The sequence below is a fragment of the Nonomuraea sp. NPDC049714 genome (genome assembly GCF_044465295.1).
Taxonomy (GTDB): Bacteria; Actinomycetota; Actinomycetes; order Streptosporangiales; family Streptosporangiaceae; genus Nonomuraea.
Genome location: NZ_JBITLM010000009.1, coordinates 218,058 through 244,114, shown reverse-complemented (window position 1 = coordinate 244,114; position 26,057 = coordinate 218,058). Strand labels below are relative to the sequence as shown.

The 26,057-nt window shown below is 70.9% G+C and carries 26 protein-coding genes and 1 pseudogene; 13 read left to right on the top strand and 14 right to left on the bottom strand.

Going from position 1 to position 26,057, the window contains the following annotated elements; all coding sequences use genetic code 11:
• Positions 1 to 59 precede the first annotated feature (59 nt).
• Together hrpB and ACIBQX_RS32465 are read right to left on the bottom strand one after the other, a co-directional pair.
• Positions 60 to 2,537, bottom strand: a complete 2,478-nt coding sequence (gene hrpB, locus ACIBQX_RS32470) for an ATP-dependent helicase HrpB (protein ID WP_397011250.1) — start codon at positions 2,535 to 2,537, stop codon at positions 60 to 62.
• On the bottom strand, positions 2,524 to 2,841 hold the full coding sequence (locus ACIBQX_RS32465; RefSeq protein WP_397011248.1) for an ArsR/SmtB family transcription factor: 318 nt from the start codon (positions 2,839 to 2,841) through the stop codon (positions 2,524 to 2,526). Before ACIBQX_RS32465 ends, hrpB begins: the two co-directional genes overlap by 14 nt.
• Before the next feature lie 84 nt (positions 2,842 to 2,925).
• On the opposite strand from ACIBQX_RS32465, the pseudogene ACIBQX_RS32460 reads away from it, so the two are divergent.
• Positions 2,926 to 4,005 (top strand): annotated as a pseudogene (locus ACIBQX_RS32460) (MFS transporter); the annotation flags it as partial.
• Positions 4,006 to 4,041: 36 nt separating this feature from the next.
• Here the strand turns inward: ACIBQX_RS32460 and ACIBQX_RS32455 are convergent.
• Together ACIBQX_RS32455 and ACIBQX_RS32450 are read right to left on the bottom strand one after the other, a co-directional pair.
• Positions 4,042 to 4,872, bottom strand: a complete 831-nt coding sequence (locus ACIBQX_RS32455; RefSeq protein WP_397011246.1) for an undecaprenyl-diphosphate phosphatase — start codon at positions 4,870 to 4,872, stop codon at positions 4,042 to 4,044.
• Positions 4,873 to 5,032: 160 nt separating this feature from the next.
• The gene (locus tag ACIBQX_RS32450; RefSeq protein WP_397011244.1) at positions 5,033 to 5,848 is read right to left on the bottom strand and encodes an NmrA family NAD(P)-binding protein; all 816 of its coding nucleotides are present in this window, start codon (positions 5,846 to 5,848) and stop codon (positions 5,033 to 5,035) included.
• 76 nt (positions 5,849 to 5,924) lie between these two features.
• Here ACIBQX_RS32450 and ACIBQX_RS32445 point away from each other — a divergent pair, with 76 nt between their 5' ends.
• The 4 genes from ACIBQX_RS32445 to lipB all read left to right on the top strand — a co-directional run bounded on the left by ACIBQX_RS32445 (position 5,925) and on the right by lipB (position 8,247).
• Positions 5,925 to 6,845, top strand: coding sequence for an AraC family transcriptional regulator (locus ACIBQX_RS32445; protein WP_397011242.1), 921 nt, complete (start codon positions 5,925 to 5,927; stop codon positions 6,843 to 6,845).
• The gene (locus tag ACIBQX_RS32440) at positions 6,842 to 7,348 is read left to right on the top strand and encodes an HAD domain-containing protein (protein WP_397011240.1); all 507 of its coding nucleotides are present in this window, start codon (positions 6,842 to 6,844) and stop codon (positions 7,346 to 7,348) included. Before ACIBQX_RS32445 ends, ACIBQX_RS32440 begins: the two co-directional genes overlap by 4 nt.
• Before the next feature lie 63 nt (positions 7,349 to 7,411).
• A complete protein-coding gene (locus ACIBQX_RS32435) occupies positions 7,412 to 7,594 on the top strand; it encodes a PspC domain-containing protein (RefSeq protein WP_397011238.1) in 183 nt (60 codons plus the stop codon).
• 17 nt (positions 7,595 to 7,611) lie between these two features.
• Positions 7,612 to 8,247 (top strand): lipoyl(octanoyl) transferase LipB, encoded by a 636-nt coding sequence (lipB, locus tag ACIBQX_RS32430; protein WP_397011236.1) that lies wholly within the window; start codon positions 7,612 to 7,614, stop codon positions 8,245 to 8,247.
• Positions 8,248 to 8,346: 99 nt separating this feature from the next.
• Here the strand turns inward: lipB and ACIBQX_RS32425 are convergent, their stop codons facing one another.
• The 3 genes from ACIBQX_RS32425 to ACIBQX_RS32415 all read right to left on the bottom strand — a co-directional run bounded on the left by ACIBQX_RS32425 (position 8,347) and on the right by ACIBQX_RS32415 (position 10,885).
• A complete protein-coding gene (locus ACIBQX_RS32425) occupies positions 8,347 to 9,870 on the bottom strand; it encodes an amino acid permease (RefSeq protein ID WP_397011234.1) in 1,524 nt (507 codons plus the stop codon).
• Positions 9,871 to 9,968: 98 nt separating this feature from the next.
• Positions 9,969 to 10,505, bottom strand: a complete 537-nt coding sequence (locus ACIBQX_RS32420; protein WP_397011232.1) for a type 1 glutamine amidotransferase domain-containing protein — start codon at positions 10,503 to 10,505, stop codon at positions 9,969 to 9,971.
• 32 nt (positions 10,506 to 10,537) lie between these two features.
• Positions 10,538 to 10,885, bottom strand: coding sequence for a DUF2809 domain-containing protein (locus ACIBQX_RS32415; RefSeq protein WP_397011230.1), 348 nt, complete (start codon positions 10,883 to 10,885; stop codon positions 10,538 to 10,540).
• A gap of 28 nt (positions 10,886 to 10,913) precedes the next feature.
• Between ACIBQX_RS32415 and ACIBQX_RS32410 the strand changes: the two genes are divergently transcribed.
• The 6 genes from ACIBQX_RS32410 to ACIBQX_RS32385 all read left to right on the top strand — a co-directional run bounded on the left by ACIBQX_RS32410 (position 10,914) and on the right by ACIBQX_RS32385 (position 18,354).
• A complete protein-coding gene (locus ACIBQX_RS32410; protein WP_397011228.1) occupies positions 10,914 to 12,542 on the top strand; it encodes an ABC-F family ATP-binding cassette domain-containing protein in 1,629 nt (542 codons plus the stop codon).
• A 119-nt stretch (positions 12,543 to 12,661) separates the two neighbouring features.
• On the top strand, positions 12,662 to 14,470 hold the full coding sequence (locus tag ACIBQX_RS32405; protein ID WP_397011226.1) for an ABC transporter substrate-binding protein: 1,809 nt from the start codon (positions 12,662 to 12,664) through the stop codon (positions 14,468 to 14,470).
• Entirely contained in the window at positions 14,467 to 15,498 is a 1,032-nt protein-coding gene (locus tag ACIBQX_RS32400; protein ID WP_397011224.1) for an ABC transporter permease, read from the top strand. Before ACIBQX_RS32405 ends, ACIBQX_RS32400 begins: the two co-directional genes overlap by 4 nt.
• Positions 15,495 to 16,376 carry an ABC transporter permease gene (locus tag ACIBQX_RS32395; RefSeq protein WP_397011222.1) on the top strand — a complete coding sequence of 294 codons (882 nt, stop codon included), beginning with the start codon at positions 15,495 to 15,497 and terminating at the stop codon, positions 16,374 to 16,376. The genes ACIBQX_RS32400 and ACIBQX_RS32395 overlap by 4 nt, the downstream gene beginning before the upstream one ends.
• Positions 16,373 to 17,347, top strand: a complete 975-nt coding sequence (locus ACIBQX_RS32390) for an ABC transporter ATP-binding protein (protein WP_397011220.1) — start codon at positions 16,373 to 16,375, stop codon at positions 17,345 to 17,347. Before ACIBQX_RS32395 ends, ACIBQX_RS32390 begins: the two co-directional genes overlap by 4 nt.
• Positions 17,344 to 18,354: an ABC transporter ATP-binding protein gene (locus ACIBQX_RS32385; RefSeq protein ID WP_397011216.1), complete on the top strand. Its 1,011-nt coding sequence runs from the start codon at positions 17,344 to 17,346 to the stop codon at positions 18,352 to 18,354. Before ACIBQX_RS32390 ends, ACIBQX_RS32385 begins: the two co-directional genes overlap by 4 nt.
• Here the strand turns inward: ACIBQX_RS32385 and ACIBQX_RS32380 are convergent.
• The 3 genes from ACIBQX_RS32380 to ACIBQX_RS32370 all read right to left on the bottom strand — a co-directional run bounded on the left by ACIBQX_RS32380 (position 18,333) and on the right by ACIBQX_RS32370 (position 20,701).
• Positions 18,333 to 19,169: an NAD(P)H-binding protein gene (locus ACIBQX_RS32380; RefSeq protein ID WP_397011214.1), complete on the bottom strand. Its 837-nt coding sequence runs from the start codon at positions 19,167 to 19,169 to the stop codon at positions 18,333 to 18,335. The two genes, ACIBQX_RS32385 and ACIBQX_RS32380, sit on opposite strands and share 22 nt — an antisense overlap.
• Positions 19,170 to 19,281: 112 nt before the next feature.
• Positions 19,282 to 19,923, bottom strand: a complete 642-nt coding sequence (locus ACIBQX_RS32375; protein ID WP_397011212.1) for a maleylpyruvate isomerase N-terminal domain-containing protein — start codon at positions 19,921 to 19,923, stop codon at positions 19,282 to 19,284.
• A 43-nt stretch (positions 19,924 to 19,966) separates the two neighbouring features.
• The gene (locus ACIBQX_RS32370; protein WP_397011210.1) at positions 19,967 to 20,701 is read right to left on the bottom strand and encodes a nucleotidyltransferase domain-containing protein; all 735 of its coding nucleotides are present in this window, start codon (positions 20,699 to 20,701) and stop codon (positions 19,967 to 19,969) included.
• Positions 20,702 to 20,791: 90 nt separating this feature from the next.
• On the opposite strand from ACIBQX_RS32370, the gene ACIBQX_RS32365 reads away from it, so the two are divergent.
• Positions 20,792 to 21,556: an SDR family oxidoreductase gene (locus ACIBQX_RS32365; protein ID WP_397011208.1), complete on the top strand. Its 765-nt coding sequence runs from the start codon at positions 20,792 to 20,794 to the stop codon at positions 21,554 to 21,556.
• 42 nt (positions 21,557 to 21,598) lie between these two features.
• Here ACIBQX_RS32365 and ACIBQX_RS32360 read toward each other — a convergent pair whose 3' ends face one another.
• Genes ACIBQX_RS32360 through ACIBQX_RS32350 form a run of 3 tightly spaced genes read right to left on the bottom strand, consistent with a single transcriptional unit; the run spans position 21,599 to position 23,652 of the window.
• The gene (locus ACIBQX_RS32360) at positions 21,599 to 22,537 is read right to left on the bottom strand and encodes a ribose-phosphate diphosphokinase (RefSeq protein ID WP_397011206.1); all 939 of its coding nucleotides are present in this window, start codon (positions 22,535 to 22,537) and stop codon (positions 21,599 to 21,601) included.
• A gap of 18 nt (positions 22,538 to 22,555) precedes the next feature.
• Complete coding sequence (locus tag ACIBQX_RS32355) at positions 22,556 to 23,026, bottom strand: GNAT family N-acetyltransferase (protein ID WP_397011204.1); 471 nt, start codon at positions 23,024 to 23,026, stop codon at positions 22,556 to 22,558.
• Positions 23,023 to 23,652: an HAD family hydrolase gene (locus ACIBQX_RS32350; RefSeq protein WP_397011202.1), complete on the bottom strand. Its 630-nt coding sequence runs from the start codon at positions 23,650 to 23,652 to the stop codon at positions 23,023 to 23,025. The genes ACIBQX_RS32355 and ACIBQX_RS32350 overlap by 4 nt, the downstream gene beginning before the upstream one ends.
• Before the next feature lie 138 nt (positions 23,653 to 23,790).
• Between ACIBQX_RS32350 and ACIBQX_RS32345 the strand changes: the two genes are divergently transcribed.
• The gene (locus tag ACIBQX_RS32345) at positions 23,791 to 25,593 is read left to right on the top strand and encodes an alkyl/aryl-sulfatase (RefSeq protein WP_397011200.1); all 1,803 of its coding nucleotides are present in this window, start codon (positions 23,791 to 23,793) and stop codon (positions 25,591 to 25,593) included.
• Here ACIBQX_RS32345 and ACIBQX_RS32340 read toward each other — a convergent pair.
• The gene (locus ACIBQX_RS32340; protein WP_397011198.1) at positions 25,532 to 26,044 is read right to left on the bottom strand and encodes a hypothetical protein; all 513 of its coding nucleotides are present in this window, start codon (positions 26,042 to 26,044) and stop codon (positions 25,532 to 25,534) included. The two genes, ACIBQX_RS32345 and ACIBQX_RS32340, sit on opposite strands and share 62 nt — an antisense overlap.
• Positions 26,045 to 26,057: the final 13 nt, after the last annotated feature.

Here is a 26,057-nt window from a genome sequence, read left to right as displayed (position 1 = left end):
GTGTTGTTCAGTGCCGTCCGCGATATCAGGGTCGGTGTTGTTCAGGGCAGTCCGCGGCGTCATGTTCTCCGCTTCACCCGGCGCGTCGGAACCGCCGTGAGCGGGTCCTCGGGCCAGGGGTGCCGGGGGTAGCGGCCGCGCAGCTCCGCGCGGACGGCACGGTAGCCGTCCCGCCAGAACGACGCCAGGTCCGCCGTCACCGCGACCGGCCGTCCGGCCGGGGACAGCAGGTGGATCAGCAGCGGGACGCCCGCGATGCGCGGCGTGTCCTCCCAGCCGAACAGCTCCTGCAGCTTCACCGCGAGCACCGGCTGCTCGCCCGAGTAGTCCAGGCGCACCCGCGACCCGGTCGGCACCTCGACCCGCTCCGGCGCCACCGCGTCCAGCCGCTCGCTCCACGGCACCAGCCGGTGCAGCGCCGCCGCCACGTCGACGCGCTCCAGGTCGGCCCGCCGCCGGGCCCTGGACAGCTCCGGCTCCAGCCACTGGTCGGCCAGGTCGATGAGACGGTCCATGTCGGGCCACGGCGCGCCGAGGGCCCGATGACAGAACGCCAGCCGATCCCGTACGGCCTGCGCCTGTTTGGTCCAGGTCAGCACGTTCTCCGTACGCAGGCCGTACAGCAGGGCCTCTCGCACGTCGGCGCCGGGCAGCGGCGCGGAGGACAGCTCGATGGCGCCGAGCCGCTCGACCACCCGCGCGGCCACGTCCCCGCGCCGCCCGCCGGGGGGCGCCTTCCAGGCGACCTCCTCCTCGGTGGTCACCGGGTGGGCCTGCCTGGCGAGGTGCTCGTCGATGGCCACCGCCTGGCGGATGCGCGCGGAGGCCGAGCCCGTGGGCCTGTCGGCGACCGCGACGGCCAGCCACTGCGCGGTGGCGAGCTTCGAGCCCTCCTTGAGCTGCGCCTCGGTGCCGGAGGCCATCAGGTAGCCGCCGCCCCGGCGGCGGGCCACCCGCTCCGGGAAGGCGAGCGCGACCGCGAGCCCGGCCAGCTCGTCGTCACTCAGGCTCGTGTTCGTACGCGGGCCGTCCGCGGCGCGCGTCAACCGCCTGGCCTCCCTGCGCCAGCGGGCGGTGAAGGCGTCGTCGCCCCGGCGGGCCGTGCGCCAGACCTCCACCAGGTCGTCGCCCGTCTCGCGGGGGAGCTGCTCCGACAGCAGGGCGATCACCTCGGCGGCGCGCGGCCCGAGGTCGATCAGCGTTCTGGCCAGGCGCGGCTCGACGCCCGCCACGGCCATCCGGCGCCCTCGCGGGGTCACCCGGCCCGACTCGACCGCGCCCAGCGTCTGCAGGGTCCTGAGCGCGGCGGACATGGCGGCGGGCGGCGGCGGGTCGAGCAGGGCGAGGCCGGCGGCGTCCGGGGAGCCCCAGCAGGCCGTCTGGAGGGCGAAGGCCGTCAGGTCGGCCAGCGCGATCTCCGGGCGTGGATGGGCGGCCAGGCGATCGTGCTCGGCGGCCGTCCAGCAACGGTAGACGGCGCCGGGAGCCTCGCGGCCGGCCCGTCCGGCGCGCTGGTCGGCGGAGGACCTGGAGACTCTGACGGTGGTCAGGGAGCCGAGGCCGCGCGCGTGGTCGGTGCGCGGCTCCCTGGCCAGGCCCGCGTCGACCACCACGCGCACGCCGGGGACGGTCAGGCTCGACTCGGCCACCGACGTGGCCAGCACCACGCGGCGGGTCGTCCCCGGCGCCAGCACGGCGTCCTGGACGCGGGCCGGCGCCTGGCCGTGCACCTGCAGCACCTCCACCTGCTGGACGCGCTGGGATCCCTGGATGTCGGCGAGCATGGCGGCCACCCTGGAGATCTCGCCCACGCCCGGCAGGAAGCAGAGCACGTCGCCGTCCCGCTCGGCCAGCGCGCGCCGTACCACCTGCGCGACGTGCGACAGCAGCGCGGGGTCGACGCGCAGCCCGTGCGGCGGGGCGACAGGGCGCGGCGGTGGGGCCCACACGATCTCGACGGGATGGGTGGTCCCGGTGGCCCGGACGATCGGCGCATCCTGGGCATCCTGGGCATCCTGGGGGTCACGGGGGTCACGGGCGTTACGGCCGAGCAGGCGGGCCCAGGGGGCGGCGTCGGCGGTGGCGGAGGTGGCGATGAGGCGCAGGTCGGGGCGGAGGGTGTCGCGGACGTCCAGGAGGAAGGCGAGCGCCGTGTCGGCGTCCAGGTGGCGTTCGTGGCACTCGTCGAGCATGACCACGTCCACCCCAGGCAGCTCCTGGTCCCGCTGGAGCCGCTGCAGGAGCACGCCGGTGGTGACGACCTCGACCATCGGGTTCGCGCCGACGTGGCGCTCGCCGCGGATGGAGAAGCTGACGCCCATGCGCCTGGCGGCGGCGCGCACGGCCAGGCGTCTCGGCTCGGCGACCAGGACGCGCAGGCCGGTCGCGGCCAGCGCGAGCGGGACGACCGTGGTCTTGCCGGTGCCGGGCGGGGCCGTCAGCACGGCGCTGCCCGCCCGATCCAGGGCTTCCAGCAGCTCGGGCAGAACGTGGCGGATCGGCAGCGCGTCAGCGGGCGGCGGGTCAGGCGGCGGCATGCGTCGCCGAGAGCACGGAGTCGAGCAGGCCGGGGAAGCGGGCGTCGAGGTCGTCGCGGCGCAGGCTCAGGAACTTGAGCCTGCCCTCCTGCTTGGTGCGCAGGATGCCCGCCTCGCGCAGGATGCGGTAGTGGTGGGAGGCGGTGGACTTGTGGACGCCGAGCTCGTCGCCCGCGTCGCCGCACGTCATCTCGCCGCTGACGGCCAGGCGGATGACGATCTCCAGGCGTACGGGGTCGGACAGGGCCCGCAGGACCTCCGTGAGCTGGATGTCCTCGACGGTCGGATGGAAGAGCGGGCGCATGCCCGAACGATACCCGGATTCATTGTTTGACAAGCATCAAACAATCCGTCAGTTTGATGTGCATCCAACAAAACCGGAGGAATCGTGAATCGCCGGCTCTATCCGCTGGCCGTGGGGAACTTCGCCGTCGGCACCGGCATGTTCGTGACCGCAGGACTGCTGGCCCCCATCTCCCGCCAACTGGACGTCTCCACGGCCGCCGCCGGCCAGCTGATGACCGTCTTCGCGCTGGCCTACGCCCTGCTGTCGCCCCTGCTCGCCGCCGTGACCGCGAGGCTGTCACGCAGGCGGCTGCTGCTCGTCGCGCTGGGCGTCTTCATGCTCGGCAACGCGCTGACGGCCCTCGCGCCGACCTATCCGCTCGTCCTGGCCGCCCGGGTGGTCGCCGCGGCGGGAGCGGCGATGTTCACGCCCACCGCCTCGGGCGTGGCCACGGCCCTCGCCGAGCCGGAGCGTCGCGGGCGGGCGCTGGCGCTGGTCCTGGGCGGGGTGAGCGTGTCGTCCGCGATCGGCGTGCCGCTCGGCACCTGGCTGGGCGGCGTGACGGGCTGGCGGTCCGCGATGTGGCTGGTCGTCGGGTTGGGCGTGGTCGGGTTCATCGGGGTCCTGGCCGTGGTTCCCGATGTCAGGATCGCGGTCTCGGGCCGGCCGGCCGAGAGGTTCGCGCCCCTGGGGGACCGGCGGCTGCTCGCGGTGCTGGTGACCCAGCTGCTCATGTTCGCCTCCGGGTTCACCGCCTACGTCTACATCGGCTCGCTGATCGACCTGCCGCTGCCGGCCGTGCTGTGGGCGTGGGGAGTGGGCGCCATCGTCGGCAACCAGCTCGGCGGGCGCCTCACCGACGCCTACGGGCCGCGCCGGATGGTCTTCGCCGGGCTGGCCGCGTCCACCGTGTTCGTGGCGCTCATCCCGCTGGCCAACCTCGCGCTGCCCGTGGCCCTGGTGTGGGCGTTCCTCTGGGGCGGGCTGGGCTGGCTGATCGGGCCCGCGCAGCAGTACAGGACCGTCGCCGTCCTGCCGGACAACGTGCCGATCGGGCTCGGGCTGCTGTCCTCCTTCCAGTACGCGGGGCTCGTGGTGGCGGGCATCACCGGCGGGCTGGCCTTCGACGGGTGGGGACGGGCGGGGGTGATCGTGCTCGCCACCGGGTTCGGCCTGGTGGCGGTGCTGTTCACCCTGGTCACCTACCGGCCGGAGGCGTCACGCCTGGGCGGGGATCCAGCCGAGGGTCACGGCCAGGATGACGAACACGCCCAGGATGACCCGGTAGATGACAAAGCCGGTGAAGCGGTGGCTGCTGATGTAGCGCAGGAACCAGGCCACCGCCGCGTAACCGACGATGAACGAGATCACCGTGGCGAGGATCGTCGGCCCCCAGGCGGGCGCCGTTCCCTCGCCGATCTCGGTGATCTCCAGGAACCCCGAGGCCAGCACGGCCGGGATGGCCAGCAGGAAGGAGTACTTGGCCGCGTCCTCGCGCCGGTAGTCGAGCAGCAGGCCGGCGGTGATGGTGCCGCCCGAGCGGGAGACGCCCGGGATGAGGGCGAGTGACTGGGCGAAGCCGTACACCAGGGCGTGCGGCAGGCTCAGGTGCTTGACCAGCGTGAGCTTGTTGCGGGCGGTGTGGTCGGCGAACCACAGGATGATCCCGAAGACGATCAGCGTGGTCCCCACCAGGCGCAGGTCCCGGAAGGGGGACTCGATCTGGTCCTTCAGCAGCAGACCGAGCACGCCGATGGGGATGCTGCCGACGATGACGTACCAGCCCATGCGCGCGGCGTGCAGGGAGCGCAGGGCCGGGGTGTACAGGGAGCGGGTCCAGGTGGAGATGATCTCCCAGATCTCTCTCCTGAAGTAGATCAGGACGGCCGTCTCGGTGCCGAGCTGGATGACGGCGGTGAAGGCGGCCCCGGGGTCGTCCCAGCCGAGGAACGCCGAGACCACGCGGATGTGGGCACTTGAGGAGATCGGCAGGAACTCCGTGAGACCCTGCAGCAGCCCCAGCACCACCGCTTCCATCCAGCCGATCACGTGCGCACCTTCCCAGGAACCACCGGAGTGAACGAGGTGAGGCTAGCGGAAGCGGGGCCTCCTGGTTGCCCGCCTTCGAGCCACCGCTGGGGAGGTCAGGGGAAATTCATCCCTCGGATCACGAAAATTCATCTTATGAGCGTGCCTCGGGAGCCCTGGTTCATCGGGACTGCGCCCACGTCGCGGCGTTCGCGCGGGCGTAGTCGGAGAAGTCCCGCGCCGGCCTCCCCAGGGCCTGCTGGACGCCGTCGGCCAGGTAGGAGTTGCGGCCGTCCAGAATCTCGGCGAACAGCTTGGTCAGCATGTCGATGTCCTCCTCCGGCAGCCCGTGCTCGGCCGCCCCTGCGGTGTACTCCTCGATGCTGAGCGGCACGTACACGATCTCCCTTCCGGTCGCCTTGGACAGCTCGGCCGCTACTTCGGTGAACGTCAGCAGTCTCGGGCCGGTGAGCTCGTAGATCCGGCCGGTGTGGCCGTCCTCGGTGAGCGCGGCCACCGCCACGTCGGCGATGTCGTCCACGTCGACGAACGGCTCGGTCACGTCACCGGCTGGCAGCGCGATGACCCCCTCCCGGACCGGGTCGAGCAGGTAGCCCTCGGTGAAGTTCTGCATGAACCAGCTGCAGGTGACGATCGTCCACTCGGCGCCGGACTCCTGCACGACGCGCTCGGCGGCCTGCGCCTGTGCCTCGTTCCTGCCGGAGAGCAGGACCAGCCGGCGTACGCCCGCCGCCACGGCCTGCTCGGTGAAGGCCCGGATGTCGTCGAGCGCGCCGTCGACCGCGATGTCGGGATAGTAGGAGATGTAGACGGACTGTACGTCGCGGAGCGCGGCCGCCCAGGTGGCCCGGTCCTTCCAGTCGAAGGGCGGCGTGCCGGAGCGGGAGCCGGCCCGGACGGGCAGGCCGAGAGCGGTCAGCTTGTCTGCGATGCGGCGGCCGGTCTTGCCGGTCGAGCCCACTACCAAAATTGTCATGCCCCTATTAAGCGGCCAATGCCCTGAGACTCTCCATGGTTGAGAAGCGCAATGGCATATGCGATCGTCTAAAGCTATGGACCACTTGGCAGCGTTGCTGGACGGCCCGAGAGCCCGTGGGGCGTTCCTCCTGCGCATCCTCCTCGATCCCCCCTGGTCGCTGCGCATCCAGGACGAGGCCCCGCTCACCGTGCTGACCCTGGTGCGCGGTTCGGCCTGGATCATCCGGCAGAACGGGGAGGAGGTGTCCCTGCGACCGGGCGAGGTGGCCATCGTTCGCGGGCCGGAGCCGTACAAGATCGCGGATGACCCCGGAACCGAGCCGCAGGTGATCGTCCACCCCGGCCAGAACTGCACCACCCTGGACGGGCGGTCCCTCTATCAGGAGATGAGCCTGGGGGTGCGCACCTGGGGCAACGCCCCCGATGGCGGCACCATGCTGATCACCGGCGTCTACCAGATGGAAGGCGAGATCAGTAAGCGGCTGCTGGAGACGCTGCCGCCGGTGCTGGTGCAGCCCGGCGGGACACCTGCCGTGCTGCTCGGCGCCGAGGTGGTCAAGGACGAGCCGGGGCAGGAGGCCGTGCTGGACCGGCTGCTCGACCTGCTGCTCATCTCGACGCTGCGCTCGTGGTTCGCCACCCACGAGGCGCCCGCCTGGTATCGGGCGCGCAGCGACCCCGTCGTGGGCAAGGCCATGCGGCTCATGCACAACAACCCGGCCCACCCGTGGACCGTCGCCGCGCTGGCCGCCCACGTAGGGGTCTCGCGTGCCTCGCTGGCCAGGCGGTTCACCGAGCTGGTGGGGGAGCCGCCGATGGCCTTCCTGACGGACTGGCGGCTGGCCCTGGCGGCCGACCTGCTGCGCGAGCCGGACGAGACGATAGGCTCGGTCGCCAGGAAGGTCGGCTATGGCAGCCCGTTCGCGCTGAGCGCCGCCTTCAAGCGCGTGCGCGGCGTGAGCCCGCACCACCACCGGGTCGGAGCGGTGCGGTGAAACCCCTGGTGCTGCTGGACGTCGACGGGGTACTCAACCCCACCGGCCGCGTCACCCCGGACTTCAGGCGCTACCGATGCACGGTCGACGGCTACGACTACACCGTGCACCTCAACCCCCGGCACGGGCCCAGGCTGATGGAGCTGGCCCTGCGCACCGGGGCCGAGCTCGCCTGGGCGACCACCTGGGAGGAGCACGCCAACGAGTGGATCGCCCCCCGCCTCGGCCTGCCGGCCCTGCCGGTGGTCGCCCTGGGGCGGGACCGCGACAGCGAGCACGGCGAGATGTTCAAGACCCGCTACGTGGCGGAGTACGTCGGGCGCAGGCCCTTCGTCTGGTTCGACGACCAGGTCTACCAGGAGGACGACGCGTATCTCAGGGCCTATCAGGGTCTGGATGACTTCCTGCTCGTTCACGTGCCGGCCGCACGCGGGCTGACCAGCGAACATCTGGCTCGGGCGCGGGAATGGCTGACCCTCACAGGGTTTTCTCAGGGGTCCTAGCGGGATAGGTGCCAGGGGGCCGTCCGTTGGACAGGGAGAACGTAACCACACGGAGGAAACAGAATGTACCGCTCAAGGAAGCACAGGATTCTGGCCGGCGTCTGCGGTGGTATCGCCGACAAGACGGGCATGCCGCCGACCCTCGTCCGGACGCTCTGGCTGATCCTCTCGCTCTTCCCCGGGCCGATGTGGGTCGTCTACGCCGTGATGTGGATCCTGGTCCCCGAGGAGCCGCAGAAATACTGAGGTCTTATCCTCATACCATGAGGGCAAGGCCGCTGACACTCATCCAGGACGAGCTCGTCGACTACGACAAGGCGATGGAGCGCATGGCCGACCTCGTCGGCGAGCGCCAGCGCGACGAGCGGCCGGACACGCTCTGGCTGCTCAGCCATCCATCGGTCTACACCGTGGGGCGCCGCACACCGTCGGCGCATCTGCCCGACCCGTCGCGCGGCATCCCGGTGATCGAGACCGGCCGGGGCGGCCAGCTCACCTACCACGGCCCCGGTCAGCTCGTCGGCTACCTCATCGTCAAGCTGGGCGAGGACCAGGGGATCGTCGACTACGTCCGCGAGGTGGAGCTCCGGCTGGTGGAGGCGCTCGGCAAGCTCGGCCTGCCCGCCGAGCGCCGCGACACCCCGCCGGGCTCCGAGCTGCTCACCGGCGTCTGGACGGCCGAGACCGGCCGCAAGATCATCTCCATCGGCATGCGGCAGAGCCGTGGCGTCACCAGCCACGGCTTCGCCCTCAACGTCGACGGCGAGCTTGAGCCGTGGCACTGGGCGGTCGCCTGTGGCATGCCGGACGTGGACATGACCTCGCTCCAGCGCGAGCTGGGCGCCGCCTCGATGGACGAGGTCCGCGCAGCCGTAGCAGCCTCCTTCGAGGCATCCTGACTCAGCTTCGCGGGAGGTCGGCACCGACCGGTCTGCCGTGCGCGTAGGGCGGACGACGCCAGCAGCGGGTACGGCCAGGTGGGCCGCACCCGCTGGAGGTCAGTCCTCGTCGACGGTGCGGCGGGGGCCGGTGAACCAGTGGCGGGCTGACAGGCGCCACCACAGGGCGATGCCGATGAGCACCACGCCGACCGCGATCGGCGCGTAGTTGACCGAGGTCCAGGTGAAGTTCTCGTTGCCGGGGACGCCGGCGGGGGAGAACGGCATGATGAAGTAGACGCAGACGATCGCGATCTCGACGCAGGCGATCCAGCCCAGCACCTTGTAGCGCGGGCCCAGCGTCCAGGGGCCGGGTTCGAAGCGGTCGCCCATCCGCAGCCGGAGCCAGATGGGGATCAGGAAGGCCAGGTAGAGGCCGATGACCGCGATGGAGACGACGGCGTAGAAGGCGACCGGGGTGGTCAGGCCGGCCGGGGCGTAGAGGGCGGGCAGGGTGATCAGGGCGGCCACCGCGCAGCCCGCGAGGATGGCGTTGACCGGGGTGCGGTTGCGGTCCACCTTGGACCACAGCCGCCAGCCGGGCACCGCGCCGTCGCGGGAGAAGGCGTACGTCATCCGCGACATGGAGGTCACGCAGCTCATGCCGCAGAAGAACTGGCCGATCGTGGAGATCGCGAAGATGGCGGTGGCCAGCGGCGAGGAGAGCGCCGTGGTGAAGATGGCGCCGACGAAACCGCCCTGGTTGTTGATCTCCTCGACGTTGGTGGCCGCGAACAGGAACGCCAGCAGCAGGATCCAGCCGCCGATCGCCGAATAGAAGATCGACTGCCACAGGCCCCGGGCGGCGGCCGTGGACGCGCCCTGGGTCTCCTCCGACACGTGCGCGCAGGCGTCGAAGCCGGTGATCGTGTACTGGGTGAGCAGGAAGCCGAGCGGCAGCACGTACAGCCAGAAGGGCAGTCCGCCGTCGCCGTCGCCGAAGCCGGAGTTGTTGATGGTCTCGGTGAAGACGAAGCCGAGCGACTGGTGCTCGGTCGGGGCGAAGATCAGGATGCCGACGATGACCGCCGCGCCGGCCACGTGCCACCAGACCGAGACGTTCTGCAGCAGTGAGATGAGCCGGTGGCTGTAGATGTTGATCAGCGCGTGCAGGACGAGCACGATGACGAACAGCAGGAACGCCTGGGAGAGCGTGCCTTCCCAGGCCCCGCTGGTCAGCCGGGACAGGGTGATGTTGAGGAAGGTCGCGCAGCCGTAGTCGACGGAGGCGGTGACCGCGATGAGGCCGATGAGGTTGAGCCAGCCGGTGAACCAGCCGTGGATCGGCTTGCCCATCTTGGCGGCCCACCAGTAGATGCCGCCGGCGGTCGGGTAGGCGGAGACCAGCTCCGACATGCAGAAACCGATGATCAGGATGAACAGCGAGATCAGCGGCCAGCCCCAGGAGATGGCGATGGGGCCGCCGTTGTTCCAGGCCTGTCCGAAGGTGGTGAAGCAGCCGGCGAGGATCGAGATGATGGAGAAGGAGATCGCGAAGTTGGAGAAACCGCTCCAGGTCCTGGCCAGCTCCTGCTTGTAGCCGAGCTCGGCCAGCCGCCTGGAATCCTCTTCTGTTGTGCTCATACGACGTACTCCTTGGGGGGCGCGGAGGACGCTATTTGGTCTACATCTAGACCATTTCCTCCGCGCGAGCAAGGAGTTACGGGTGAGTTTCGATGCTGTCAGCCGAACGCGTCGACGGCCGCCTGGCAGAATGCCTTGAGATCATCTGGTTTGCGGCTGGTGACCAGGACGTTCGGCCCGGCGTCGCAGATCACGACCTCCTTGTCCTCCCAGGTCGCCCCGGCGTTGCGCACGTCGGTCCGCAGGCTCGGCCAGGAGGTCAGGGTGCGGTCGCGGACCACGTCCGCCTCGACCAGGGTCCACGGCGCGTGGCAGATCGCCGCGACCGGCTTGCCCGCGTCGAAGAAGTCCCTGACGAAGCGCACGGCCTGCGGGTCGGTGCGCAGGAAGTCGGGGTTGGCGACGCCGCCGGGCAGCACCAGCCCGTCGAAGTCCGCGGCCGAGACGTCCTCGACGGTGGCGTCCACGGCGAAGGTGTCACCCTTGTCGAGGTGGTTGAAGGCCTGGATCTGCCCCTGCTCGGTGGAGATCAGCCGCGGCGTGCCGCCGGCCTGCTTGACGGCCTTCCACGGCTCGGTCAGCTCGACCTGCTCGACCCCTTCGGGCGCCATGAGGAACGCGATGGTCTTGTCCATGGTGATCCTCTCCTGTGTCGATTCCCCTCCCCCTATCCGGACGATCCCGGCCTACACGTGTGCACGGCACAGGCGAGGGCCGCTCCGACGGCGTACCAGAAGAGGTCCGGCGGGTTGAACGTGCTGCCCAGCACCGGGCGCAGGACGGCGGGGATGTCGCCGAGCTGGGCGAACTCGATCGCCCAGCTCAGCCCGGCCGACACCAGCGCCGCCACCCAGGGGCGGATCGCCGGCCAGGCCAGCACGAGCAGCAGGTAGATCAGCACGGTGTAGAGCGCGTCGCCGGCGTACTTGGCGAACGGGCCGTCCCACAGGAGGCGGATCCCGAGGCCGGCCGCGATGGTGAGCAGGGCAGCGAGAGCAACGGGCAAACGGGACATCTCGCTCACCCTAGTAGCATCGGCGGACATGAGCGCGACCATGGTGGTGCGGGACCTGGCGGCGGGGCACGGGGAGCGGGTGCTCTTCTCGGGGCTGGATCTGGTGGTGAGCCCCGGCGACGTGATCGGGCTCGTCGGCGCGAACGGCGCGGGCAAGTCCACGCTGCTGCGCCTGCTGGCCGGCATCGACCGGCCCGAGCACGGCTCGATCCAGCTCAGCCCACCGACGGCCACGGTCGGTCATCTGCCGCAGGAGCCGGATCGCCGGCCGGGTGAGACGGTGGCCGAGTTCCTGGCCAGGCGCACCGGCGTCGCGCAGGCGCAGCTCGACCTCGACGCCGCCACGCAGGGGCTGGTCGAGCAGGCGCCGGGGGCCGACGAGGCCTACAGCGCGGCGCTGGAGCGGTGGCTGTCGCTGGGCGGCGCGGACCTGGAGGAGCGGGCCGAGGCGATCGGGCTGTCGGTCAGCCTGGACCAGCCGATGACCTCGCTGTCCGGCGGTCAGGCGGCGCGGGCCGGGCTGGCCTCGCTGCTGCTCAGCCGCTATGACCTGTTCCTGCTCGACGAGCCCACCAACGACCTGGACCTCGACGGGCTGGAACGCCTGGAGGGCTTCGTCAAGGGCCTGCGCGCGGGGGCCGTGCTGGTCAGCCATGACAGGGAGTTCCTGGCCAGGACCGTCACCAAGGTGCTGGAGCTGGACCTGGCGCAGCAGCAGATCAGCCTGTACGGCGGCGGCTACCAGGCCTACCTGGACGAGCGGGAGGTGGCCAGGAGGCACGCCAGGGAGCAGTACGACGAGTACGCCGGCACGCGCGCCCAGCTGGAGGCCCGCGCCAGGACCCAGCGGGCGTGGATGGAGAAGGGCGTCAAGAACGCCAGGCGCAAGGCCCCCGACAACGACAAGATCGGCCGCAACGCCCGCGTCGAGACCACCGAGAAGCAGGCGGCCAAGGCCCGCCAGACGGAGAAGATGATCGAGCGGCTGGAGACGGTCGAGGAGCCGCGCAAGGAGTGGGAGCTGCGGATGGAGATCGCCGCCGCGCCCCGGTCCGGCGCGGTGACGGCCACGCTGCGCGGCGCGGTGGTCAGGCGCGGCTCGTTCACGCTCGGCCCGGTCGACCTGGAGATCGGCTGGGCGGAGCGGGTGGCGATCACCGGGGCCAACGGCGCGGGCAAGACGACGCTGCTGGCCGCCCTGTTGGGCCGCACCCCGCTCGACGAGGGGCACGCCTCGCTCGGCCCCGGCGTCGTGGTGGGGGAGGTGGACCAGGCCCGCCGGCTGTTCGAGGGCGAGGAGGGGCTGCTCGACGCGTTCGCCCCGCATGTGCCCGAGCTGCCGCCCGCCGAGGCGCGGACGCTGCTGGCCAAGTTCGGCCTGCGGGCGGCGCACGTGCTACGGTCGGCCGCCACGCTCTCGCCCGGCGAGCGGACCCGGGCGGCGCTGGCGTTGCTGCAGGCCAGGGGCGTCAACCTGCTGGTGCTCGACGAGCCGACGAACCATCTGGACCTGCCCGCCATCGAGCAGCTGGAGTCGGCGCTGGCGAATTATCCCGGCACGCTGCTGCTCGTCACGCACGACCGCCGCATGCTCGACGCGGTGCGGGTCGACCGCCGCCTAGGGGTGGATCAGGGCAAGGTGTACGAGAGCCACTGAAAATTTACACCGCACAAAGAAACGAAGATGAAACAATTCTCCGTGCCTCGTTGACATGCGGTGTTCGTATGGTGTGCCGTGCTCTACACAGATACCCCCCCGCCTGAAGGTGAGGCATCATGAGGAAATGGCTCGTACGCCTAGCAGCAGTGGGCGTCGCGCTCTTAGTGGCAGGTCAGGGTCAGACGGCCCTGGCGCAGGATCCCTCGGCGGGGAAGAAGACCATCCGCGTCGGTGCGACCCAGGCCGTGGACTCGATGAACCCGTTCCTCGCCGTGCGCCTGGTCTCCACCTCGATCCACCGCTGGATGTACGGCTTCCTCACGGTCCCCGACCACAAGACGCTGCAGCCCAGCCCCGACCTCGCCGAGTCGTGGACCACGTCCGACGACGGGCTCACCTGGACGTTCAAGATCCGTGAGACCAAGTGGTCCGACGGCCGGCCGGTCACGGCCGAGGACGCCGCGTGGACGTTCAACAAGATCATGACGGACGACGCGGCCAAGACCGCCAACGGCCCGGCCGTCGAGAACTTCGAGAGCGTCACGGCCAACGGCCAGGAGCTGACCATCAAGCTCAAGGCCCCGCAGGCGTCGATGCTGGAGAACCCGATCCCGATCATGCCCAAGCATGTCTGGGAGAAGGTCACCGACCTGGCCAACTTCACCGGTGACCAGTACCCAGCCGTGACCAGCGGCCCGTACATCGCCGTGGAGCACCAGAAGGACCAGTTCGTGAAGCTGAAGGCGAACCCCGGCTACTGGCGGGGTGCGCCCAAGATCGACGAGCTGCAGGTCGTCTTCTACGACAACCCGGCCGCCTCGATCATCGGCCTGAAGAACGGCGAGATCGACCTGATCGGCCGGCTCAACCCGCCGGACTTCGAGGCGCTCAAGGGCGACGCGAACATCGTCCAGTGGAACCAGCAGGGCCGCCGTGCCGCGTACCTGCAGATCAACCATGGCGCCACCACCACCGACGACAAGGCCGTCGGCGACGGCCACCCGGCGCTGAAGGACCAGAAGGTGCGCCAGGCGCTGCACTACGCCATCGACAAGCAGAAGCTGGTCGACGAGGTGCAGAACGGCCTGGCCAAGCCGGCCGACGGCTCGATCGTGCCGCCGATGTACACCGACTTCTTCTGGGAGGCGAGCGGCGACACCAAGGTCACCTACGACGTGGCCAAGGCCAACAAGATCCTCGACGACGCCGGCTACAAGAAGGGCGCCGACGGCGTCCGCACGATGCCCGACGGGGAGAGGAAGCTGGAGTTCCGCTTCAGCATCCACACCGACACCCCCATCGAGGACAAGCTGGGCGAGTATCTCGCCGGGTTCTTCAAGGAGATCGGCATCACGCTGACCACCCAGAAGCTCGACTCCAGCAAGTTCACCGAGGAGACCGGCGTCACCGGCCTGTTCGACATCGCCATCAGCGGCTGGTCGGTCAACCCCGACCCGGAGGAGGTCCTCGCGACCCACCTGTGCAGCCGCAGGCCCACCCCGTCCGGCGAGGGCGGCGGCACCGAGTCCTTCTACTGCGACGACACCTTCGAGAAGCTCTACAAGGAGCAGCTCAAGGAGCTCGACCGGCCCAAGCGCGCCGAGCTGATCAAGCAGATGCAGGAGCGTCTCTACACCGACGCCCCGGTGATCGCCATCTACTACCCGAACGACCTTGAGGGCTACCGCAAGGACCGGATCAAGTCCATCACCTCCATCCCGGAGGCCGACGGCATCCTGTACGGCGGCAGCAGCTTCTGGCCGTTCTACTCCCTTGAGGCCGTGGACCAGCCCGCCTCCGCGTCCGCCGAGGGCGGCTCCAACACCGGCCTCATCGCCGGTGTGGTCGGCGGCGTGGTGGTCCTCGGACTGGCGGGATTCCTCCTGATGAGGCGGCGTAAGAGCGTCGCGGACGACCGCGAATGACAGCACCGCTCGAAACGGCTGAGCCCGCCGCCGCCCAGGCGGCGGCGGGCCCGGCCCGGCTCGGCACCTTGCGTTACGCGCTGTCGAAGGCCGGCGGGGCGCTGCTCAGCATCAGCATGGTGATCATCGGGACGTTCTTCCTGTTCCGGCTGCTGCCCGGCGATCCGGTGCGCAACCTGGCCCAGGGCCGCAACATGACGCCCGAGCAGCTCGACCTGGAGCGGCGCCGGCTCGGTCTGGACCAGCCGCTGTTCGACCAGTTCCTCGACTTCGTCGGCCAGACGCTGCGGTTCGACCTCGGCACCTCCTACGAGTACAAGCGGCCGGTCCTCGACCTCATCGGCGACCGGGTGGGGGCGACCCTGCTGCTCGCCGGGACCAGCCTGGTCATCGCGGTCAGCCTGGGCCTGTGGCAGGGCATGCGGGCCGGCTGGCGGCACGGGAGCAAGTTCGACCGGTTCTCCACCGGCACCTCGCTGGTGCTCTGGTCGGTGCCGACGTTCTGGCTCGGCCTGCTGCTGCTCCTGGTCTTCAGCTCCTGGTTCCAGTGGTTCCCGTCGCGGGGCATCCAGGACGTGGACGCCCCCGACGGCTTCGGCTACGTCCTCGACGTGGCCCACCACATGGTGCTGCCCTGCATCGCCATGGTCGGCGTGCTCTACGCGCAGTATCTGCTGGTGATGCGCTCGTCGCTGCTGGACGAGGTGGGGCAGGACTACGTGACCACCGCGCGGGCCAAGGGCCTGCGCGACGACGAGGTGCGCAAGCGCCACGCCGTGCCCAACGCGCTGCTGCCCACGGTGACGCTGGTCTTCATGCGCATCGGCTTCGTCGTCGGCGGCGCGGTCACCGTGGAGGCCGTCTTCAGCTGGCCCGGACTCGGCCAGCTCTTCTACGAGGCGATCAGAGTGCCGGACTTCACCCTCATGCAGGGCACCTTCATGCTGATCGCGGTGTCGGTGATCCTGATGAACACGCTGGCCGACGTGGTCTACCACATCCTCGACCCACGGGTGAGGTCGGCATGAGCGTCACCTGGACCCGCAGGCGCATGGCGCTCGGGCGCTTCTGGGACACCTTCCGCGGTCAGCGCCCCGGCGTGATCGGCCTGGCCATCCTGGTGATCGCCGTCGCGGCGGCCCTGGTCGCGCCGCTGTTCATCGACGAGAGCGTCACCGGCGTGGTGCGCGGCACCGGGCCCGAGATGGCCCCGCCGAGCTGGGACTACCCGTTCGGCACCGACGAGTCGGGGCGGTCCATCCTGCTGATGGTCTGGTGGGGCTCGCGCACCTCCCTGCTCATCGGCTTCCTCGCCGCGCTGGTCAGCATGCTGATCGGCACCGTGCTCGGCATCGCCGCCGGGCACTTCAGGGGCTGGATCGGCGCGGTCATCCTGCGCGTCACGGACTGGTTCCTGGTGCTGCCCTCGCTCATCACCGCGCTGGTGCTGGCGGCCATCCTGGGCGGCAGCACGTTCACCATCATCATGGCCATCGGCATCACCACCTGGCCGACGACCGCCCGACTGATCAGGGCGCAGACGCTGGCGGTGGAGGCCCGGCCGTACATCGAACGCTCGAAGGCGCTCGGCGCCGGCCACTGGCACGTCACCACCCGGCACGTGCTGCCCAACGTGGCGCCGCTGCTGCTGGCCAGCACCACGCTGGAGGTCGCCAGCGCCATGGTCACCGAGTCCACGCTGGCCTTCCTCGGCGTGAGCGCGAACAAGACCTCCTGGGGCACCATGCTGCGCGGCTCCTACGACTGGGGCGCGGCCACCAACGGCGCCTGGTGGTACATCCTGATCCCGGGTCTGTGCATCGTCGCGGTCGTGATGGCGTTCACGCTGTTCGGCCGGGCGCTGGAGGCCGTGCTCAACCCGCGACTGCGGAAGGCGGGATCATGACCCTGCTCGAACTGGACGACGTCTCGGTCACGTACCGGATCGCGGCGGGCGAGGTGCCCGCCGTCCGAGGCGTGTCGCTCTCGCTGGACAGCGGGGCGGCTCTCGGGGTCGCCGGCGAGTCGGGATCCGGCAAGTCGACGCTGGCCATGGCGCTGCTGCGGCTCCTGCCGCGCGACGCCCGCGTCGGCGGCCGGATCCTGCTCGACGGCGAGGACATCCTGACCATGAAGTGGGGTCGGCTGCGGGCCGTGCGCTGGGCCGAGGCCTCGATCGTGTTCCAGGGCGCCCAGCACGGGCTCAACGCGGTGCAGCGGATCGGCGACCAGATCGCCGAGCCGATCCTGGTGCACGGCCTGGCCAAGCCCGACGAGGCGGCCAAGCGCGTGGCCGAGCTGCTGGAGCAGGTGGGCCTGCCCGCCTGGCGGGCCCGCAGCTATCCGCACGAGCTGTCCGGCGGGCAGCGCCAGCGCGTGATGATCGCGATGGCGCTGGCGTGCTCGCCCAAGCTCATCATCGCCGACGAGCCGACCACCGCGCTCGACGTGATGGTCCAGGCGCAGGTGCTGACGCTGATCAAGGAGCTGGTCGCCGAGCACGGCATCTCGCTGATCATGATCTCGCACGACCTGTCCGTGCTGGCCGACGTCTGCGACCGGCTCGCGGTCATGTACGCCGGACGGCTGGTCGAGCACGGCCCGTCGCGGGAGGTGTTCCACGACGCCCGGCATCCCTACAGCAAGGCGCTGGCGGCGGCCTTCCCCACCGTGGGCGACCCGGTCTCGCGGCTGGCGCCCAAGGGGCTCGGCGGCGACCCGCCCGACCCCATGCACCTGCCGGGCGGGTGCCCGTTCCACCCGCGCTGCGCGGTCGCGCTGGAGGAGTGCTCGACGCTGGACGTCCAGCTGTGGCCCGCCGGTGACAGCCGCGCCGCCGCGTGCGTACACGTACGGTCGAAAGAGGAGGCGTCATGACCGAGACGACCGAGACGCAGGCGGCGGACCCCGTGGCGACGGCGAGCAGCACCCTGCTGGAGGCGCGCGACCTGCACGTCGAGTTCACCTCGCGCGGGCGTCGCGCCCGCGCGGTCGACGGCGTGAACCTCTCGCTCGGCGCGGGCGAGATCGTGGCGCTGGTCGGCGAGTCCGGCTGCGGCAAGACGACGCTGGCGCGCACGCTGCTCGGCCTGGAACGCCCCACCTCGGGCGAGGTCCGGTACGGCGGGCAGCCGCTGAAGTACGGCTCCAAGGCGCTGAAGGCCTATCGCAGGCAGGTGCAGCTCGTCCTGCAGGACCCCACGGGCTCGCTGAACCCCCGCCAGACCGTCTACGAGGCGGTGGCCGAAGGCCCGCGCATCCACCGCATGCCCGACGAGGCGGAGGTGGTGAACTCGGCGCTGTCCAGGGCGGGGCTGCGACCGCCCGAGCGGTTCCTGCTGCGCTACCCGCACGAGCTGTCCGGTGGCCAGCGGCAGCGGGTGGTGATCGCCGGGGCGCTCGCGCTGAACCCGAAGGTGCTGGTCGCCGACGAGCCGGTGGCCTCGCTGGACGCCTCGGTGCGGGGTGAGATCCTGGCCCTGATGCTCAAGCTGCGCGACGACCTCGGCCTGTCCGCGCTGGTCGTCACCCATGACCTGGGCCTGGCCTGGAACATCGCCGACCGGGTGGCGGTGATGTACCTGGGCCGGATCGTCGAGTCGGGGCCCGTCGAGCAGGTGCTCACCGCACCCCGGCACCCCTACACGCAGGCCCTGCTGTCGGTGCTGCCCGAGTCTCCCGAACGGGTGGTGCTGACCGGTGAGCCGCCGGACCCGACCCGGATCCCGGGCGGCTGCCGCTTCCACGCCCGCTGTCAGGTGCTCGCCTCGGGCAAGGCCGCCGAGGCGGGCGTGGACGCCAGATGCAGGGGCGACCTGCTCGACATCCTGCCCGCCTCACCGCTGTCCCAGGCGGCCTGCCACTACGCGGACGCCACCGGCTGAAACGCCTCCGCGTGCTCGGCGGCCCACTGGGCGAAGCCGCGCGGTGCCCGGCCGGTGACCTGCTCGACGGTCGGGACCACCGTGTAGCCCTCCTCGGGGGTGTTGCCGAGCGCCTCGAAGAGGAACTCGATGGTCTCCGGGCCCATGCCGGCCAGCTGCCACTGGGCCCGCGCCTCTTCCCGGGTGAGCTCCACGAACCGGATCTCCGCGCCGACGGCCGCACCGAGCAGGCGGACCTTGTCGCGGGTGGCCACCGCCTCCGGTCCGGTCAGCGTCAGCGACTCGCCGTGGTGACCGCCCTGGACCAGCACCGTGGCGGCCACCGCGGCGATGTCCCGCTCGTGCACCATGGCGCTCAGCCTGTCGCCGAACGGCTCCTTGACGACCCCTTCGGCCCTGACGGAGTGGGTCCACCACTGCAGCGTGTTGGCCATGAACTCGACCGGGTGCAGCAGCGTCCACTCCATGCCGGTGGCGGCCAGCGCCTGCTCCAGCGGCCCGTCGGCGCGCCCGCCGAGCACGGTCACCCGCCGCACGCCCGCCCGCGCGGCCAGCTCCGCGATCCGGTCGCCGTGCTGGAGCGGCGCGTAGTCGTCGCCGGCGAAGTTGATGAGGTGCGCGGCGTCGACGCCGTCGAAGGCGGCGGCGAGGCTCTCGGGCCGGGCCAGGTCGCCCGCCACGACCTCGACGCCCTCGGGCAGGTCTGCCTTGGCGGGGTTCCTGGTCAGGGCGCGCACCTGCTGCCCGGCCTGGACGAGCTCCTCGACGATGAGGCGGCCGACGGTCCCGGTGGCTCCGGTGACGAGGATGGTCATGGGGAACTCCTTCTACATGCACGGAACGGAACGTTCTGCTCTTATAGTACCAGAACAGAACGCTTCATTCCGCAAATCCGGCGCCCTGGTTTTCGCCGGGGCGTGCCGGACGCTAGAAGGCGCTTATGGTGGCCGGAGCCCGCTCCGCCCGGCTCAGGGCGCGGACGACCGCCGTCGCTCCATGACGCTGTACGGCCAGCCGCGCCAGCATCTCGACCACCGGGTCGATGACGTTGGACGGCAGCTCGGGCGTCTCCACGCCGACGCTGGCGGCCAGGTCGTCGGAGTGCACGACGAGCTCGATCAGCCGCGTGAGCAGAAAGTCGTCCAGCCGCAGCGACCAGCTCGCCCAGGGCAGGTCGACGACCCTGTCCGCGGGCTCGGCGGGCAGCATGGCCCGCAGGTTCTCCAGCACTTCGGCGGCCCTGGTGACCAGCGTGGCGGGGCCCTCGGCGGCGGCCGCCTCACCGCCTCGCCTGACGGTCACGTTGCTCTCGTGGTCGAGCCCCGCCTGCACCCAGGCGGACATCGAGAAGTGCTCGATCAGCGGAACCGGCTCCCGGGTCGCCTCGGCCCCCGACTCCAGCACCTGGCATACCCTGACGAGCTGCAGAGACAGGTGCCCGGCCAGGCCCGCGACGCTGAACTCCGTCAGCGCGCTCGGCTTGTCCCAGGCGGCGGCCACGGCCGGATCGCGCAGCAGCGCCACCGCCGACGCTGCGGCCACCAGGTACGACTCCCTGATTTCCCCCATATGCGCCCCTTCTCCCTGATTGGGTGATATTTCGTGTCAAAGACTAGTCGTGGGCCAGGACACGCCGGATGGCGCTCCTGACGAAGGCCCGGGCCAGCTTCCCGCGCCGGAACCTGCTCAGCACGGGCCTGCGCTCCCCGTAGCGCCGGGCCCGGATGTCGGCCACCACGACCTCCGGCGCACCCAGCTCGCCCAGCACGTCCAGCGCCTCCCGCTTGCTGATCAGCCGCCCGTCCCGCAACGTCACCGTCGCCCGCGCGACCGTCACCATGCCCAGATCCACCCACACCTCCTGAAGCCACCGCTTGCGCCCTTCCGTCTTCATCAGCCAGAAGTCACGCAGGTCGGCCCGGACGAAGTCGGTCAGCTCCTGATCCGAGACCGGCGGGATCAGCTCGTCCGGCGGCTCGCCGTACAGCTCCAGAGCGCCCGTCAGCAGCTCGCGGCGCGTCACGGCCGTGACCGGCCGCTCGAACAGCTCCTCCATGGCCCACGTCACATGCTCCGTCCCGTGATCGGACAGCCGGCCCAGGGGCAGGTAGGAGCAGTGTAGGTGCGGGGCGAGCGGCAGGTCGAGGTCCTGGTGCAGGCTCGCCAGCCCGTCCCGCTGCGCGTCCGTGAGCGGCGTCTCGACCACCGCGACGAGATCGAGGTCGCTGCGTCCTGGCTGGTAGTCGCCCTTGGCCAGCGACCCGTGCGCCCACAGCGCCACCAGCGGCACGACCGGCCTGACTTGCGCGAGGAACTGCGTCAACAGGAGCTCAGTGGCGGTGTGCATGAATATCACTATGATCCAGCCCCGGCTCCGAAAAAAGATCGCGGGAAAAGCCGGTTGCCGGATCGCCACCGATCCTCGACGATCTCAGGGGTGACATACACCGCATCTCGCCCAGTCGCGCTGATCACCGGCGTGGGACGCACGGTCGGCATCGGCGCCGGGATCGCCAGGCGGCTCGCGGCGTCGGGCTGGGACATCGCCTTCACCCATTGGAGCCCGTACGACGAGCGCATGGACTGGGGCGTCGAGGCCGGCGCGACCGAGGCGATCGACGCGGCGCTGAGAGACAGCGGCGCGGCCACCGTGGCGATCGAGGCGGACCTCGCCGACGTGTCCATCCCCGCCATGGTCTTCGACCGGGCGGAGCACGCGCTGGGCCAGGTCACCGCCCTGGTGCTGTGCCACTGCGAGTCCGTGGACTCCGGGCTGCTCGACACCACCGTGGCGAGCTTCGACCGGCACTTCGCCGTGAACGCCCGGGCCACCTGGCTGCTGATCCGTGAGTACGGGCTGCGCTTCCGGGGCACGCCGGGCACTGGCCGGATCATCAGCCTCACCAGCGATCACACCGTCGGCAACCTGCCCTACGGCGCCAGCAAGGGCGCGCTGGACCGCATCACCCTGGCCGCCGCGCACGAACTCGCTCACCTCGGGGTCACCGCCAACGTCATCAACCCGGGGCCGGTGGACACCGGCTGGATGTCGGACGAGGTGCGGGAGACCTGCCTGCGCCAGACACCGCTCAACCGCCTCGGCACGCCGCAGGACACCGCGCACCTCGTCGACTTCCTCTGCTCGCCGCAGGGCCAGTGGATCAACGGTCAGCTGCTCATGAGCAACGGCGGCTTCGGCTGAGGAGTGCCGAACAGCTCGGCTAGGGAGTGCCGAACAGCTCGGCTAGGGAGTGCCGAACAGCGCGCTCACCGACTCGCCGTAGTGGATCCGCCGCATGGCCTCCGCCAGCGCGGGGGCGATCGACAGGACCGTGAGCTTGTCGCTCGGCTTGGGCGGCGGCACCGTGTTGGTGCAGACGATCTCCTCGACCTCAGGCAGCGCGCCGAGCCGCTCCACCGAGCCGTCGGCGAACAGGCCGTGCGTGCAGGCGACGCGCACCGACCGCACCCCCAGCTCGCGCAGCCGGTCCAGCAGCTCGATGACCGTGCTGCCCTTGGCGATCTCGTCGTCCAGGATGATCACGTCCTTGCCCGCGACGTCGCCGATCACCGAGCTGATCACCACCCGGTCGTCGGGGAAGCGCTGCTTGGCCCCCATCGCGACCCCGGTGCCGAGCAGCCGGGCGAAGTGCGCCGCCTCCTTGGCGTTGCCGAGGTCGGGGGAGACCACGACCGTGTTGGACAGGTCGTAGCGGTTGAAGTGCGCGGCCAGCTCGCGCAGCGCGTGCAGGTGGTCCACGGGGACGCTGAAGAAGCCGTGCACCTGCGGCGAGTGCAGCGTCATCGCCAGCACCCTGCTGGCGCCCGCCGCCACCATCAGGTCGGCCACCAGCCGCCCGCCGATCGAGATGCGCGGCGCGTCCTTCTTGTCCGAACGCGCGTAGGCGTAGTGCGGCAGCACCACGGTGGTCCTGGCCGCCGACGCGCCCCGGGCGGCGTCGAGCATCAGCAGCAGCTCGACGAGGTTCTCCTGGGTGGGCGGCACGAGAGGCTGGATGAGGAAGACGTCACGCTCGCGACAGTTGGCCTGGAGCTGGACCTCGATGACGTCGTTGGCGAAGCGGTCGACCTTGACGGGATGGAGGGGAGTGCCCAGGTGGGCGCAGATCTCCTCGGCCAGAGCGGGATGGGCGCTGCCACTGAAAACCGTGATGTCTCGCACGATTCACAAAGGATAGCGTCACGGGCTGAGGTAATGGTGGAGCAGGGCGGGCTCACCGGCGGAGTTCAGCCATCGGGCCCGGGTGCTGGCGAACCTGCGCCAGCCGTGCCGCTCGTAGAAGGCGATGGCGGCCCCGCCCTCGTCCGACACCTCCAGGGCCAATGGGCCGCCGGCGGCGACCCGTACCTCGTCGAGCAGGCGAGCGGCGAGCCCGCCACGGCGGGCCGGCGGGGTGACGAACAGGCGGGTCACGGCCCCGCCCAGAGCGACGCCGAGCGACTCCGCCGGCTCCGGCCCGGTCCTGGTCAGCCCCACGTGCCCGAGCACGGCGCCGTCCGCCACGGCCACCCAGGCGGCGGTGAGGTCGTCGGGGGTGAGCCAGGCCCGGGGGTCGTCCGGCCAGTGCACCGGGTAGCGGTCGGCGGCCTGCACGTCGGCGAGGGCCTGGACGCAGGCGTTCAGGTCCGCGTCGGTCCTGAGGCGGATCATCGCCCGAGGAGCTCGGGGGTGAGCGAGCCGAGGTCGTCCACCACCTGCCAGGCCAGAGCGAGGGCGTCGGAGGCGGGCGGGTAGCGGGGGTGGGGGACGGCGATGACGCGCATGCCGGCCGCGTCGGCCGAGCGCAGGCCGTTGCTGGAGTCCTCCACGGCGACGCAGCTCCTGGGGTCGACGCCGAGCCGCCGGGCCGCCTCCAGGTAGCCGTCGGGTGCGGGCTTGCCGCGCGCGACCTCCTCGGTGGAGACCGTGGCGGTGAAGCACTCGCGCAGCGCGCTGGCGTCGAGCGCCACGTCTATCAGCGCCCGGGGCGACGAGCTGGCCAGGCCCAGCGTGAACCGGTCGGCGAGCCGCCGCACGGCCTCGGTGGCGCCCTTCATGAGCGGCACGCCCTCGCGGTAGTGCGCCGCCATCTGGTCGATCACGCCGCGGGCGATCTCGTCGGGAGGCAGCTCGACGCCGAGTTCGTGCAGGTACGCCGCCCATTCGCCGGTGCTCATGCCCATGAGCCGCGACTGGGTGTCGTGCTGCCAGGTGCCGCCGTGGTCGGCGACGAAGGCACGCCGTACCTCCTCCCACACCGGCTCGGAGTCGACGAGCACCCCATCAAGATCGAACACCCACGCTTCCACCCCGGATCCCCCCAGATCACTCACGACGCCGCCATGTCTCGATATTTCCGGATATGTAACGGAGGTTCATGGTATTTCGTACGTTCATTGACCGTGCCTGTGCCGGTTTCCGGGCATCCCCCTGGCATGGCCGACCTTCCCTTCCATGACCGTGCCGACTTCGACGACGCGGACCGCGGCTTCATCGCGCACCTTACCCCCGCGGTGATCAAAAACGCCGACGGCAGGGTCGTCTGGGACGGCGACGCCTACGCGTTCCTGGATCAGGAATGCCCGGACAGCGCCCACCCCAGCCTCTGGAGGCACGGCCGGCTCTGCGCCAAACAGGGCCTGTACGAGGTCGCCGACGGCATCTATCAGGTCCGCGGCCTCGACCTGTCGAACATGACCCTGGTCGAGGGCGACACCGGCGTCGTCGTCATCGACCCGCTCATCTCCACCGAGTGCGCCGCCGCGGCGCTCAAGCTCTACCGCCGTCACCGCGGCGACCGCCCGGTCACCGGCGTCGTCTACACCCACTCCCACGTCGGCCACTTCGGCGGCGTACGCGGCGTCACCGGCGGCGGCATCCCCATCCTGGCCCCCTTCGGCTTCCTGGAGCACGCCGCCGCCGAGAGCGTCTACGCCGGCCCGGCCAGGACCCGCCGCTCGCTCTATCTGTACGGTCCCGCGCTGGACAGGTCACCGGCCGGTCAGCTCGGCGCCGGGCTCGGCCTGGCCGCCTCGACCGGGAGGATCTCCCTCATCCCGCCCACCGTGCACATCCGGCGCACCGGCCAGGAGGAGACGGTCGACGGGGTCCGCTTCACCTTCCAGCTCGGCCCCGGCTCCCCGCCGGGGATGGTCTTCCTGCTCCCCGACCGGCGCGCCCTCTGCCTGGCCGCGAACGCCACCCACAGCCAGCACGACCTCCTGGACCTGCGCGGCGCGCACGTCCGCGACCCCCGCCTGTGGACGCGCTGCCTGACCGAGACCCTCACGCTCTTCGGCGGCCAGGCGGACGTGGCCTTCGCCTCCTACCACTGGCCCACCTGGGGCGGCGAGAACATCGTCCGCCTGCTGTCGCAGCACCGTGACCTGCACGCCTACCTGCACGACCAGACCCTGCGCCTGATGAGCAAGGGCCTGACCGGAGCGGAGATCGCCGAGCACATGCAACTGCCGCCGGCCCTGGAGCAGGTCTGGCACACCCACGGCTACCACGGCTCGACCGGCCACAACGTCAAGGCCATCTACCAGCACTACATGGGCTGGTTCGACGGCAACCCGGCCCACCTGTGGGAGCATCCGCCGAGGCAGAGCGCCATCCGCTACGTCGAGTGCCTCGGCGGCGGCGCGGCCGTGGTCGCCCTGGCCAAGGGCTACCTCGCGGAGAACGACCTGCGCTTCGCCGCTCAGCTGCTCAACCACGCGGTCTTCGCGGACGAGGGCAACAAGGAGGCCCGCGACCTGCTCGCCGAGGTCTACACCCGGCTGGGCCACGGCGCGGAGAACGCCGCCTGGCGCAACGCGTACCTGATGGGCGCGCTGGAACTGGACGACGGCATCGTGCCCGCCACCGGCGCGCCCGGCACGGCCGTGTCACCGGACCTGGCCGCCGCGCTGAGCGTGAGCCAGATCTTCGACGCGATCGCCGTCCGCGTCGACGGGCCCCGAGCCTGGAACGAGAGCCTGTCGATCGACTGGCACCTCACCGACCTGGGGCAGTGCTTCCGCACGACGCTGTCCAACGGCGCGCTCATCCAGCAGATGGACCCGCCGCCGCAGCCCGCCGACCTGACGCTCAGGCTGACCAAGGCCCAGCTCCTGGCCATGCTCATGGGCAGGGACGTGGAGGGAGTGGATCGGGAGGGGGACACGCGGGTGCTCAAACGCCTGGTCGCCGTGCTGGACGCGCCCGTGCGCGACTTCGCGATCGTGACCCCGTGATCGGTCCCGCCCACATCACCGTGGCCACCACCGCCTGCGCCGCCGGCCCGGCCACCAGCACCGCCGACACCCCGCCCGCGTGCAGGCTCGCCGCCGCGACGCTCACACAGGTCAGTACGGCCACGCCGAACATCGCCGCCCACAGCGGAAGCACGTACAGGACGGCCAGCGACAGCGGGAACGCGAGCCAGGCGAACACCGGCGCGAGCGCGCTGAGGACCGCCCAGCCCAGCGTGACCACCACCAGCCAGGCCCGCTCCCGCCTCCGCCCGTTCACCCAGCCCGTGAAGGCGGGACCGGCGGCGTAGAGCACGCCCAGCAGCAGGCCCGCGACGGCCACGGCGATGTGGCCGTCACGGGCCGCGCCGAGCACGGCCACCAGCAACAGCACTCCGGACCCGCCGTGGACAGCCCACCACAGCAGCCGGAGCACATCCGGAGAACGAGGCATCTCCTACGGAGAG